This is a genomic window from Bacillus sp. 17RED48 (assembly GCF_019837545.1).
GTDB lineage: Bacteria > Bacillota > Bacilli > Bacillales > Bacillaceae_G > Bacillus_A > Bacillus_A wiedmannii.
The window spans coordinates 25,884-39,352 of record NZ_JADAXG010000014.1 but is presented as its reverse complement, the minus strand read 5'-3'; the positions used below and the strand labels follow the sequence as shown (position 1 = coordinate 39,352).

Sequence of the window (13,469 nt, the reverse complement as noted above, 5' to 3'; positions counted from 1 at the left end):
TACAAAATCCTCTTAAAAATGGTATCGTTTTTTATAACATATCTTCACTAGAAAGGAATAAAGGATATGCTAACTAAACATCGAATTCTATTTATTGGTGCTGGTCGTATGGCAGAAGCTATATTTTCCGGATTACTTAAAACAAGCAAAGAATACATCGAAGAAATTATCGTTTCTAACCGCAGCAACGTAGAAAAGCTAGAACAATTACGAGCGCGATATAATGTGTCTATCACAACAGATTGGAAGCAGCATGTTACATCTGTTGATACGATTGTTTTAGCAATGCCACCTTCTGCACATGAAGAATTATTAGCAGAATTATCTCCGTTACTATCGAATCAACTTGTCGTAACGGTAGCTGCTGGCATTGGCCCATCTTATTTAGAAGAAAAACTTCCCGGGGAAACACCTGTCGCTTGGATTATGCCAAATACAGCTGCTGAAATTGGAAAGTCTATCTCCTTATATACAATGGGACGATCAGTAAACGAGATGCATCAAGAAACCCTGCAACTGCTTTTAAGAGGCATTGGCACTTCGCAACTTTGCACTGAAGAAGAAGTTCATCAGCTTACTGCAGTTACTGGAAGTGCACCAGCTTTCCTTTATTACTTTGCTGAAAGCTTAATTGAAGCAACAAAAAGTTATGGAGTCGATGAAGCAACCGCAAAACACCTTGTCATTCAAATGATTTCCGGCTCTGCTTCTATGCTTGAACAAACGCAAGATCCAGCTAACCTCCGCGAACAAGTGACAACACCAGGTGGTTCCACAGCTGAGGGTCTCAAAGCTTTATATGAATATAATTTTTCAGAGGCAATTCAAAAAGCAGTAGAAGCAACAAACAAAAAAGCTAGGGGGAAATAATATGAATTTAACAAGTTTAAAAGACTATACAACATTACATAACGGTGTAAAAATGCCTTGGTTCGGTTTAGGTGTTTTTAAAGTAGAAGATGGTTCAGAAGTAATTGAATCTGTAAAAGCAGCAATTAAAAATGGCTATCGCAGCATTGATACTGCAGCAATTTATCAAAACGAAGAAGGCGTTGGACAAGCGATTCGTGAATCAGGTGTTTCACGTGAAGAATTATTTGTTACATCAAAAGTATGGAATAGCGATCAAGGATATGAAACAACACTTCAAGCATTTGAAACTACATTAGAGAAATTAGGTCTAGAATATTTAGATTTATATTTAGTACATTGGCCTGTAAAAGGGAAATATACTGAATCATGGAAAGCGTTAGAAAAACTTTATAAAGATGGCCGTGTTCGTGCTATCGGTGTGAGTAATTTCCACATTCACCACTTACAAGACGTATTTGAAATCGCTGAGATTAAGCCAATGGTCAACCAAGTGGAATACCACCCACGTTTAGCACAAGAAGAGCTACACGCTTTCTGTAAAGAACATAACATCCAGCTTGAAGCTTGGTCACCATTAATGCAGGGACAACTACTGGATAACTCAACATTAAAAGACATTGCGACAAAATATAATAAATCAACTGCACAAATTATTTTACGCTGGGATTTACAAAATGAAGTTGTAACAATCCCTAAATCTATTAAAGAACATCGCATTATTGAAAATGCAAATATATTCGATTTTGAATTAAGTGCTGATGACATGAAAGCAATTCAAGCTCTAAATGAAGAGCGTCGCGTTGGTCCAGATCCAGATAACTTTAACTTCTAGTAGAAAAACCACTGCCATATGCAGTGGTTTTTCCTACTTAAGAAAACTGAAAATTTAAACTATATTTCAATTGGTTGACACTTCATTATCCAAGGTGTAAGATTTTGAATTATCAAAGAAACACAAAAATTAATAAAATTTATTCGTTTACTCATTGTATCAAGAGAGGTGGAGGGACTGGCCCTTTGAAACCTCGGCAACAGGTTCATTTTGAACACTGTGCCACTTCCTGCAAGCTTTGTGCTTGAAAGATAGAATGAGGGACTTCGTTTATATACGGGTGCATAACTTGTACGTAAAAATCCCTCTTTCTCAATATGAAAAGAGGGATTTTTTATTTTTCATTTCCCTCATCATCATCCAAACTTAATTATTTAGGAGGAAAATCAAATGAAAAAGAAGTTTGTACCCGGTATTGCATCAGTTGTAGGAGTAAGTATTTTATTAACTGGTTGCGGTAGTTATAAAAACGAAGCAAGCGAAGCAAATGCAAAAGACGAGGCACCTAGTAAACAGGTTTTAAACTTATCTTCACCTACTGAAATACGAACAATGGATACAGCCCGTGCTACAGATACTGATTCTGGTCAAGTAATGAGAAACGTATTTGAAGGTTTGTATAATCTTGGTGAAGGCAACAAACCTGTCCCTGGCGTTGCAAAATCTCATGAAGTAAGTGGCGATAAAACGAAATACACATTCCATTTACGAGATTCAAAATGGTCAAACGGCACTCCTGTCACAGCGAAAGATTTTGTCTTTGCTTGGCAAAGAGCTGTCGATCCAGCAACAGCCTCTGAATATGCATTTCTATTCTTTGATATTAAAAACGCAACAAAAATTAACAACAAAGAACTTCCAGCCGATCAACTTGGTGTAAAAGCAATTGATGACCATACGTTTGAGGTAGAATTAGAACGTCCTGTTCCGTACTTTATTAGCTTAACAGCGTTCCCAACATTTCTACCAATTAACGAGGAATTCTTTAAATCACAAGGTGATAAGTACGCTTTAGAAGACAATACAATCTTGTACAACGGAGCTTTTACACTAAGCGATTGGAAGCATGAGCAAAGCTTTAAATTTAAGAAAAACCCTACCTATTGGGATAAAGATACTGTCAAACTGGAAGAAATCAATTTTAACGTCGTAAAAGAAAAATCTACAGAAGTAAATTTATTCGAGTCAAAACAATTAGATCGTATCAAACTAACATCTGACTTCGTTGATAAATATAAAAAGGATGCTAACTTTAAAGAACGGCCAAACGTAGGGGTACAGTTTCTACGTATGAATCAACAAAACAAAGTACTTCAAAACGTTTCTGCACGCCAAGCAATCGATCAAACAATTGATCGAAAATCCTTTGTAAATACGTTATTAAATGACGGCTCTACCCCAACCTCTAGTCTCGTGCCGAAAAACTTTGCAAAAGGACCTGACGGAACAGACTTCCGTGCTGCAAACGGCGATTTAACAAAGGTTGATACAAAATCTGCTCAAGAATTATGGAAAAAAGCAAAACAAGAACTTGGGTCTGAAAAAATAACGTTAGAACTATTAACAAGTGACGGTGACCTTGAAAAGAAAACTGGTGAATTCTTAAAAGGACAACTAGAAAAGAATTTAGATGGATTAACAGTAAATATAAAGCCGCAACCACGTAAACAACAAGTTTCACTTTTATTAAAAGGTGACTACGAAATTGGAATTGACGGCTGGAGCCCTGACTTTGCGGATCCAATTACATTCCTTGAGCTATTTACAACGAATAACCCTTACAACTTAGATCATTACTCTAATAAGGAGTTTGATGAAACAATAGCAAAAGTGAAAACGACTTTAGCCGGTGATGAAAAAGCTCGCTGGGAAGCATTACTAGCATCCGAGAAAATATTATTTAAAGACTCTGTTATCGCTCCTCTTTACCAAAAAGGCGAATCTTATTTAGAACGTTCTTATGTGAAAGGAATTGTGCAAGTAGACTTTGCAGGTCAATTAAACTTCAAATGGGCAAAAATTGAAAAATAAAGCGCAACTTTAATCAGTGGGTTTTTCTTCATCCTCCACTGATTATTAGTCCACACCAATTATTTTTTTAGCAAAACATATGAAAAGCAGATTCCCTAATACGAGGAAATCTGCTTTTTTAATATATTATTCTAAGAAATTAACAATCTATTTTTATTATTGACATATAGTTATTTTCAGTGTTAATATTCTAAATAATCAAAGAAACGAAATATTTCACCATCAAAATATAACGTCTACTACGTTGAAACATATAACGATAGATTATAGTTCAACATGTATATACATATAGAACACCTGATTACCTACATACACATATCTATAATAGGTTTTCTCTTCTTCTATAGCTACACTTCAAAACTTGGAAATTACGACGTTACGAACAACACTTTTAGGGAGGAACGAACAATGAAGAAAAAAGTTGTACCTGTTGTTGCATCTGTTTTAGGGGCAAGTCTATTACTAACTGCTTGCGGGGGAAATAAAGATCATGCAAGCGGAGCGAAAGCAAATGATAAAGCACCTGATAAGCAGGCAATTAACTTATCATTCGCTTCAGAAATTCCAACAATGGATGTTGCAAAAGCAACGGATGGGGAATCCATGAGCGTAATGCGCAATGTTTTTGAAGGTTTATATGCAATGGGAGAAGATAACAAACCAATTCCTGGTGTTGCTGAGTCGGTTGACCTTAGTCCTGATAAAACAAAATATACATTCCACCTGCGTGATTCAAAATGGTCAAACGGTACTCCAGTTACAGCAAAGGACTTTGTCTTCGCTTGGCAACGTGCCGTAAATCCTGATACAGCAGCTGAATATGCATTCTTATTCTTCGATATACAGAATGCGAAACAAATAAGCCAGAAACAATTACCAATTGATCAACTAGGGGTCAAAGCTCTTGATGATAAAACGTTAGAAGTACAACTAGACCGTCCTGTTCCCTACTTCTTAAGCTTAACGACATTCTCAACATTCTTACCAATTAATGAAGATTACTTAAAATCTCAGGGCGATAAATATGGTTTAGAAACAAATCATTTAATTTACAACGGTGCTTTCACATTAGATAACTGGAAACACGAGCAAAGCTTCCAATTGAAGAAGAACCCTAACTATTGGGATGCCAAAACTGTAAAATTAGAAGAAATCAACTTCAATGTCGTTAAAGATAAGTCTACAGAAGTTAACTTATACGATTCAGGACAAATCGATCGTGTTGCTTTAACTGCAGAGTTTGTTGATAAATATAAGGGCGATCCAAACTTCAAGGACCGCGCTGAAGTTGGTATTCAATTCTTACGACTCAATCAAAAAAATGAAACATTAAAAAATCAACATGCACGGCTTGCTATTAACGGAGCAATGAATAAAAAAGCATACGTAGAAACAATTTTAAATAATGGTGCTGTTCCAGCTGAAGGAATGGTTCCTGCGAAATTCGCGAAAAGTCCAGAAGGCACTGACTTCCGTAAAGAAAATGGAAACCTAGTCAAAGATGATGTGAAAACAGCAAAAGAAAACTGGAAAAAAGCGAAACAAGAACTTGGTACTGACAAAGTAACAATCGAACTATTAACAAGTGATAATGCTTTAGCTAAAAAGACTGGTGAATATTTAAAAGGTGAACTAGAAAAGAATCTAGATGGATTAACAGTGACGTTAAAACCACAACCACGTAAACAACAGCTGAAACTACTATTAAGTGGTGACTATGAAATCGGTATTGATGGCTGGGGCCCTGACTTCGCTGATCCAATTACATTCTTAGATTTATTTACAACAGATAGCGCTTATAACTTCGATAAATACTCTAACAAAGAGTACGATGCGCTCATTCATAAAGTGAAAACAGATTTAGCTGGCGATGAAAAGGCTCGCTTTGAAGCAATGAAGCAAGCTGAAAAAATCCTATTACAAGACGGTGCTGTCGCTCCTTTATACCAACAAGGTCGTTCTTACCTACAACGCGGATTTATTAAAGGGCTTGTAACAACTGACTTCGGCGGTGAATTTAACTACAAGTGGACAGAAGTTGCAAAATATTAAAATAAAAAAGGTATCCAATCGCAGGATACCTTTTTTATTTTATACTTCTTTAACTACATGACTTCTTCTCTTTACTATTCCTTTTATAGATACAGTAATTACTGCTACCAATTGTGTAACTAATATAATGACTAATAATGAAATAATATTTTTTTCTAAACTAACTCCCCCAAATATTATTGTATAATAGCCATTCGCTGCATATGTTGCGGGAAATAATTCGCCGATTGTTTCATATGTTTTAGAAAGCATCTCGTGTGGTACAATTACACCCGAACTTACAAGTTGTAACGATAGTGAAATTATATTAAAGATCATACCTGCATTTCCGAAAACAATTATGAACATTTGTGTTAATGAAAGAAAGGCGAAGAAGACTATTTTTAATAATCCTCTTCCCCTTCTTTTTGCATTGAACCAAAACTCATCATAAATATAAACACAAACATCAAATATGTTCTCCACGTCAAAGAGGGTATATGCCCTGACCAAAGATAGCTAATGAAATAGTTAATTCCCATAATACAAGACGATACTACTAAACTAATACTTATTAGTTTTACATATTTGAGCATATCTTTTCTCCTTACTTTTCTATCTCTTCAAATTGCAGATTTACCGGCTCTTCTAGGAGTGTTTCATAAAAGTTTTCAGCCAAATCTGTTGAAGGAATTTTTTCAGCCACTTCATCAAATCGAATACTATCTAGCCACACACAACCTTCTCCTGCTAATAAGACACCAAATGCAATACCAAGCGCTCCTTCTTTTATATCTAATACAACCGAATACGATTGCCAGTTATTCGTATTTTTAATTGGGCGATTTTGCATGTTATCCATAGCGAGTGGTTCTGTATCTTTTCCGTCTACTCGCATCCACAATCCTGCCCAATCTCTTACGTTCTCACTCTTAACAAATGCTGTTAAACGTAATCTTTTACCTACATATCTATCGGCTCGGAACATTTGCATTAATGTTGAAAATCCTCCGTGCGTAACATTCTCTTTTGCTTTTATGTATGCAGATACTTTTCCTTGATGGGCAACTTCATAATCTAAACCCATCTCATATTCAGCAGGATGACTTCCACTTAAGATCCATCCTTTCGGTATACCTTTTTGCATTGAAACACCCTCTCTTTCTATATAAAATGACTGAAAGTACTTTCGATATTTCTTTGGTGGCAATTGAAACATTCTTTTAAAAGCTCTTGTAAATGCCTCTTGTGAGGAAAAACCGTATTGCACTGCAATATCAATAACAGCTCTCTCCGTTGACACTAAAACTTGCGCAGCATGAGTTAACCTTCTCTTTCGAATATAATCCGTTACACTCATCCCAACATATCTTTGAAAGATGCGATGAAAATGGTACATCGATACTGCACTGTGAGACGCCACTCTTTCTGTTGTAAGCTCCTCATGTAAGTGATCCTCTATATATTCAATTGCTTGTTTTATCATCTCTTTATATTCTCCATGCATTTTAGTACCCCCTCACAACCTTAATTTACCATATACATACAAATCATTTTTGATTTAAATTGCGAATTAAACTTTGTGGCTACAAGTTAATAATTTATTTTCAACACATACATAATTACATGATTTTGGGAAAAACTTGTATAGAACGAATTTACATAAGGAGGAAATTATAATGAGAATTTTACTATCAGTTTTATTAGCGCTTATGCTAGTACCTGTATTAACAGGATGTAAAGCTCCTGCGAAAGAAGATACAACTTCTAATAAGAAAACTACTGAAGAAGCAAAAAATGAAGCTCCTGCTGATTTAAAACTTAACTTCAATGAATTTAGTTTAGATGCAGACTATCAAGATACGAAGAAAGACTACGAGGCTGATTATAAAAATGCAGCAGCAGATAAAAAAATGGAAGCAAAACTTGAAGACCACAAATCAAATGCAAAGTTTACAGGTGACGAGGCTATTACAAAATTAAGCCCACTTCTACAAGAATTAAAATTTGATAAAGATACTCCTGACCAAGAAGTAATCGATCAAGTAGTAAATGTGTTCAAACTTGATAAAGACTATCAAAAGTTTGATTTAGAAGTTGTCTTCTCTGATGGAACGAAAAAAGAATATAAAAGAGAAATAAAATAAAGAAGTAGGCGGTTGCCTACTTCTTTATTTTATTTTTTAGCATATCGTAAGCTCGGTTGAGATCCTACATAGTATTCTAATCCAGATACAGATGATTTTTGTAAATAAGAATCTGTTGGGAATACAAGTGGGATTAAAGGATATTCTGTAAACATAATATCCTCTGCTTGATGTAATAAGTCAAAGCGTTTATTTTCATCTTGTTCTAATTTTGCTTGATTAATTAAATTATCGAAGTCTTTATTAAACCATTTTGCATAGTTATTTGGACCATCACCTGCATAAATTTCTAATTGTGCAGCTGGATCTAATGTAGATCCTCCCCATCCCATATATGCAATTTGGAAGTCACTTTGTTTGTACATATCAATATAACTTTTCCACTCTTTACCTTCTATTTTTACATCTACACCAAGATTTTTCTTAAACATTTCTTGAAGTGTTTCAGCTATTTTCTTCTTATCTGAATATTTCACTGTTACTTCTGGAAGTGTAGTCCATCCTTCTTCCTTCATTCCTTCTTCTAATAGAGTCTTAGCTACTGCAGGATCATATTTAAAATAGTCACCTTTCTCTTTACGGAAGTCGCGATCACTTTCTGTTTTTGCTCCCTCTGGCACAAAGCCATATGCTTCTTTTGCATTATTCTTTAATATTTTCTCTACGATAAACTTGCGATCTACAGCTATTGCAAAAGCTTTACGAATTTTCGCATTTGTAAATGGCGGCTTTTCTGAATTAAATGAGTAAATATGAGTTGAGTAGTCTTGCATTTTTTTAAACTCTTTATTATTCTGTTCCTTTTCAACTAAATCTGTTGGTATGTGAGATAGTAAATCTAATTCTCCAGATTTATATAATTGATACGCTGTTTTACCTTCAGGGATAATACGGAATTCAATCTCTTTTGATGCTACTTTTTTATCATGAAACTCTTTATTTTTTTCTAAAATAATCGTTTGATTATGCTTCCATTCTTTCAATGTGAAAGGACCATTTGTAATTAATTCTTTTGGATCTACTTTTAGTTTACCTTTTTCATCAATAGATTTTTTATTAAGTGGAATATATAACGACTGGGATAATGTCCGTTTAATAGATGTCACTGGATGTTCAAATTGTAGCTTTAGAGTTACATCATCTACAGCTTGAATTCCTACTGCATCTTCTGCACCTTTCCCTGTATTAAATGCTTCTCCACCCTTAATGAAATATAGTTCTGTTGCATTCATAGAACCCGTTTTAGGATTTAATATTCTCTTCCAAGCAAATTCAAAATCTTTTGCTGTTAACGGGGAGCCATCAGACCATTTTAATCCTTTTTTCAAATAGAATGTATACTCTTTTCCATCCGCTCCAGCTTCCTCTTTCTCTACTAAATCCTTTTCAAACTTCCCGTCAGTTGTCTGTCTATACAAAGTTGCAAATAAGTGCTCAATTACATAATTAGAGTTATTATCTGTTGAAATCGCTGAATCTAGCGTGTAAGGGTCACTACCAAGATTCGTTACAAAACGGTCTCCTTTACTAGCACTTGCTTTTGAAGTATCTTTCTTGCCACAAGCGACAGAAGTAATTGCTAATACGGTCATAATGACAAATAATAAAAACTTCTTCATCTTACATTCTCCTTTAACCTGAAATTTTTGGTGTTGATGCTAATAATGTTTTTGTATAAGAATGTTGTGGATTACGGAACACTTCATCCGTATTTCCAAATTCAACAAGTTCTCCTTTATATAAGACAGCCACTTTTTCACATAAGTAGTGAACCATCGGTAAATCATGTGCGATAAATAAATATGTATAGCCTTGTTCCTTTTGAATCTTTTGCAACAAGTGCACAATTTGGATTTGAAGTGAAACATCTAATGCTGAAATTGGTTCATCCAGGATTAATACTTCTGGATCACATAATAACGCCCTTGCAATAGCGATCCGTTGACGTTGTCCCCCGCTAAATTCGTGTGGGTATCGATCAATATATCGTCTATCTAATCCAACACGTTCTAGCGCATCACCTGCTACCTCATCTTTCAATCCTTTATCACCTAAACCGAATGAAATATATCCTTCTGTTACGCTATCGCGTACTTTCCAGCGCGGATTTAATGCAGCTGTTGAATCTTGAAAAATGAATTGTACTTTCTGCAAGAAATCTCGCTTATGAGCTGACTTCAACTTGTGAACAACTTGATCGTTATAATCAATTTCACCAGACGTTGGGCTCTCGATCCCAGCTATGAGCTTACCAAGTGTTGTTTTCCCTGAACCACTTTCTCCAATAATGCCAAGCGTTGTTCCTTTCGGGATAGAAAGTGATATATCTTTTAACGCCGCTATTTCTTTCTTCTTACTTCCATACGTTTTCGTTACTTGCTTTACAGTAATTAAATCTGTCGTCATGAGGCATTCACCTTCTCTTTTGATTTCGCTTGGCCATGCTCTAAAACATGTTGCCAACAATGTGAACTGTGTTCCTCAGAATATGATGTTCTATCAGGGAAACGATGAATGCATTCTTGTATTGCTACTGGGCATCTATTTACAAATGGGCACCCAAAGCTATTTAGCGTTTCAATTGATGGTGTTGTTCCCTCAATGGACCTAAGTACCTTTTCGGAATCATCCATATTTGGAATAGCTTGCAATAAACTTTTCGTATATGGGTGCTTAGGTGAACCTATCACTTCTTGTATCGTCCCTTTTTCAACAACACGTCCCCCGTACATCACAACTACTCGATCTGCTACTTCACGTACAAGTGCCAAATCGTGGGTAATTAATAAAATACTCGTATTTTGTTTTTCTTTTCGCTCTTTTAATAACCCCATAATTTGCTTTTGAATCGTTACATCTAATGCAGTTGTAGGCTCATCTGCAATAACGAGCTTTGGGTGACACGCAAACGCAATTGCTAAACAAATACGTTGCCTCATACCTCCGCTTAATTGATGTGGGTACTGTTCAAAACGTTTCTCTGCTTCATGTATCCCTAAATCATTTAATAAGTTAATCGCAATTTCTTTTGCTTCTCTTTTCGATTTTTTCTCATGTTGCAAGATCACCTCTGTAATTTGCCTTCCTACTTTCATCGTCGGATTTAAAGAGGACAGAGGGTCTTGAAAGATAAACGAAATATCTTTCCCTCGAATTTGATTCCATTCTGATTGTTGTAAATTCGTTAATCCTTGAGATTGGAAAGAAATGCTTCCATCATCGATGTGAATAGATTCTTGATTTAGTCCGACAATGGATTGTGCTGTAACACTTTTTCCTGAACCACTTTCTCCTACAAGTGCAACGATTTCACCTTCGTTAATAGAAAAGGAAACATGCTTCACAATTGCTTGCTTACTATTCTCTTTTTCAACGGCCAATGTTACGTTTTCTAAAGATAAGAGCTGTCCCATGTTTTTTCTCCTTTCGATTCCTTTTTACGATTTTTGGATCAATTGCATCTTGCAAACCATCACCAATTGCATTAAATGCGAACATGATGAGCGCAATCATCAGCGATGGGAAGAAAAGTTGCCACCATTCCCCACTTAATAGTGTCCCGAGCGCATCGTTCGTCATCGTCCCCCAGCTTGCTGCTGGTGATTGTACCCCGAGTCCGATAAAACTTAAAAATGATTCTGAGAAAATAGCTGCGGGAATTGTAAATGATAAATTTACGATAATAATGCCTGTTAAGTTCGGAATGATATGTCCGTATATAATCTTCATATGCGATGTACCTAATCGCTCTGCTGCAATAACAAATTCTCTTTGCTTTAAAGATAAGACTTGTGCCCTAACGAGACGTGCCATACCAATCCACCCTGTTAATGCAAGAGCAATGATAATTGTAAAAAGTCCTGGTTTCATAATGATTAATAGTAAAATAACAATTAATAAATATGGAATACCGTATAATACTTCAATCCCTCGTACAATCCACTCATCAATTAACGTTCCAAGGCGATTACGCCCTCTCACATATCCACTAAATCCCCCAATCAGTACACCAAGTCCTATATCAAGAACGGCTGCTATTAATCCAACTACTAATGAAATTTTCCCACCAGCCCAAGTACGTGCCCAAATATCCCGACCTAAATCATCTGTTCCGAACCAATGCTCACTACTAGGAGGTAAATTTGTCGCCTCTTTTACTTGTTCACTCGCGGTAAAAGGGGTTAAACTTTCACCGATAAGAGAGAAAATAATAATGAGTAATAATGTCACCGCTCCTAGAACTGCGATCGGATTTGATACAAACTTACGAAACACTTCTTTTTTTCGACTAATCGTTTGCTGCTCTTTATTTATCGTTAATTCTTTTTTCTCTTCATTCGTTAATAACTGTTTATTGATTTCATAAGCTCCCATTTAAATGCCCCCCTCCTTACGTAATAGAACGAATACGCGGATCAACAATACGGTGAATAATATCTGTAATGAAAATACAAGAAATTAATAATGCACTATAGAAAATTGTTGTTCCCATAATTACTGGATAATCTCGGTTAAAAATACTATCTACAAAATATTTTCCGAGACCGGGAATCGCAAAGATCTTTTCAATAATGAAAGTTCCCGTTAAAAGCCCAGCCATTAACGGTCCAACAAACGTTAATACTGGAACAATCGTATTTCGAAGGGCATGCCTAATAATAATCTTCTTAATTGGTATACCTTTCGCTCTCGCTAGCTTAATATAATCACTCTGCAAAACTTCAATCATATTAGAGCGAATAAATCTTGTAATAACCGCGATTGGCCCTAATGCTAATGCGAATGACGGTAATACCGTATGTTCAAATGTGCCCCAAGACGCTACTGGTAAAAGTTCAAATTGTATAGCAAATACTTGTATAAATAATGGTGCTAAAATAAAACTTGGAATAGATATGCCAAGAATCGCAAGTAAACTCACACCATAATCAATTACTCTCCCGTGATAGAGAGCAGCAAATGTACCTGCTGCAATTCCGACTAATAGTGAAATAACAAGTGCTTGTAAACCAATAATCGCCGATGGACCAAATCCTGTTGTAATAATTTCTGATACGCCTTGCCCCGTCGATTGAACAGATTCACCAAAATCAAAATGAACTACACCGTCTAAATAAGCAACATATTGATTCCATAGCGGTTCATCAAGGTGATACTTTGCTCTCATGTTCTGCACAACTTCCGCCGGAAAGATCTTTGCATCCGATGAAAATGGATCCCCCGGAATAATGTGCATAATCAAAAATGTTACGGTTGTAATAATCCATAGTGTAAACACCATAACTGATAGTTTTTTAACAACATACACTCCAATAACCCCCTAAACTCATAAATTTACTTTGTTTTATTAACGTATCTTTCCCATTACTTCTTCTTAAAACACAAAAAGCCTTGATCTTAAAAAATAAGATCAAGGCTTAATAAACGAAGGCCCATCACTTATCTTTCAAGACTTGCTTGCTGGAATTAGCACGGTGTTCCTGTTACAGAACCCGCTGCTGAGGTGTCATAGGGCCAGTCCCTCTACCTCTCTGGATAAGTAAATTGCTATATTA

13 protein-coding genes and 2 riboswitches are annotated in these 13,469 nt (G+C 35.8%); of the genes, 5 read left to right on the top strand and 8 right to left on the bottom strand.

Features of this window, described 5'->3' with window-relative positions; genetic code table 11:
- The first annotated feature begins 66 nt into the window (after positions 1-66).
- The 4 genes from proC to ILT06_RS29825 all read left to right on the top strand — a co-directional run bounded on the left by proC (position 67) and on the right by ILT06_RS29825 (position 5,788).
- On the top strand, positions 67-870 hold the full coding sequence (gene proC / locus ILT06_RS29840; RefSeq protein ID WP_222655843.1) for a pyrroline-5-carboxylate reductase: 804 nt from the start codon (positions 67-69) through the stop codon (positions 868-870).
- 1 nt (position 871) lies between these two features.
- Positions 872-1,705 (top strand): aldo/keto reductase, encoded by an 834-nt coding sequence (locus ILT06_RS29835; protein ID WP_064474396.1) that lies wholly within the window; start codon positions 872-874, stop codon positions 1,703-1,705.
- A gap of 153 nt (positions 1,706-1,858) precedes the next feature.
- Positions 1,859-1,963, top strand: a riboswitch (SAM riboswitch).
- Between the two features lie 132 nt (positions 1,964-2,095).
- Entirely contained in the window at positions 2,096-3,736 is a 1,641-nt protein-coding gene (locus ILT06_RS29830) for a peptide ABC transporter substrate-binding protein (RefSeq protein WP_064474397.1), read from the top strand.
- A gap of 408 nt (positions 3,737-4,144) precedes the next feature.
- The gene (locus tag ILT06_RS29825) at positions 4,145-5,788 is read left to right on the top strand and encodes a peptide ABC transporter substrate-binding protein (protein WP_222655842.1); all 1,644 of its coding nucleotides are present in this window, start codon (positions 4,145-4,147) and stop codon (positions 5,786-5,788) included.
- A 39-nt stretch (positions 5,789-5,827) separates the two neighbouring features.
- Here ILT06_RS29825 and ILT06_RS29820 read toward each other — a convergent pair whose 3' ends face one another.
- The 3 genes from ILT06_RS29820 to ILT06_RS29810 are packed head-to-tail and all read right to left on the bottom strand — an operon-like array spanning position 5,828 to position 7,274.
- Entirely contained in the window at positions 5,828-6,136 is a 309-nt protein-coding gene (locus ILT06_RS29820; RefSeq protein ID WP_064474399.1) for an ABC-2 transporter permease, read from the bottom strand.
- A gap of 35 nt (positions 6,137-6,171) precedes the next feature.
- Complete coding sequence (locus tag ILT06_RS29815) at positions 6,172-6,363, bottom strand: hypothetical protein (RefSeq protein ID WP_064474400.1); 192 nt, start codon at positions 6,361-6,363, stop codon at positions 6,172-6,174.
- A gap of 11 nt (positions 6,364-6,374) precedes the next feature.
- Positions 6,375-7,274, bottom strand: a complete 900-nt coding sequence (locus ILT06_RS29810; RefSeq protein ID WP_222655841.1) for a helix-turn-helix transcriptional regulator — start codon at positions 7,272-7,274, stop codon at positions 6,375-6,377.
- A 172-nt stretch (positions 7,275-7,446) separates the two neighbouring features.
- On the opposite strand from ILT06_RS29810, the gene ILT06_RS29805 reads away from it, so the two are divergent.
- Positions 7,447-7,914: a YusW family protein gene (locus tag ILT06_RS29805; RefSeq protein ID WP_064474402.1), complete on the top strand. Its 468-nt coding sequence runs from the start codon at positions 7,447-7,449 to the stop codon at positions 7,912-7,914.
- A gap of 29 nt (positions 7,915-7,943) precedes the next feature.
- Here the strand turns inward: ILT06_RS29805 and ILT06_RS29800 are convergent, their stop codons facing one another.
- From ILT06_RS29800 to ILT06_RS29780, 5 genes are read right to left on the bottom strand one after another with little or no spacing between them, the layout of a single operon-like run.
- The gene (locus ILT06_RS29800) at positions 7,944-9,533 is read right to left on the bottom strand and encodes a peptide ABC transporter substrate-binding protein (RefSeq protein WP_088048220.1); all 1,590 of its coding nucleotides are present in this window, start codon (positions 9,531-9,533) and stop codon (positions 7,944-7,946) included.
- A 13-nt stretch (positions 9,534-9,546) separates the two neighbouring features.
- Positions 9,547-10,320: an ABC transporter ATP-binding protein gene (locus ILT06_RS29795; protein WP_064474404.1), complete on the bottom strand. Its 774-nt coding sequence runs from the start codon at positions 10,318-10,320 to the stop codon at positions 9,547-9,549.
- A complete protein-coding gene (locus ILT06_RS29790) occupies positions 10,317-11,327 on the bottom strand; it encodes an ABC transporter ATP-binding protein (protein ID WP_064474405.1) in 1,011 nt (336 codons plus the stop codon). Before ILT06_RS29790 ends, ILT06_RS29795 begins: the two co-directional genes overlap by 4 nt.
- Positions 11,284-12,288 carry an ABC transporter permease gene (locus ILT06_RS29785; RefSeq protein ID WP_064474406.1) on the bottom strand — a complete coding sequence of 335 codons (1,005 nt, stop codon included), beginning with the start codon at positions 12,286-12,288 and terminating at the stop codon, positions 11,284-11,286. Before ILT06_RS29785 ends, ILT06_RS29790 begins: the two co-directional genes overlap by 44 nt.
- 16 nt (positions 12,289-12,304) lie before the next feature.
- Positions 12,305-13,222 carry an ABC transporter permease gene (locus tag ILT06_RS29780; protein ID WP_222655840.1) on the bottom strand — a complete coding sequence of 306 codons (918 nt, stop codon included), beginning with the start codon at positions 13,220-13,222 and terminating at the stop codon, positions 12,305-12,307.
- 128 nt (positions 13,223-13,350) lie between these two features.
- Positions 13,351-13,456, bottom strand: a riboswitch (SAM riboswitch).
- Positions 13,457-13,469: the final 13 nt, after the last annotated feature.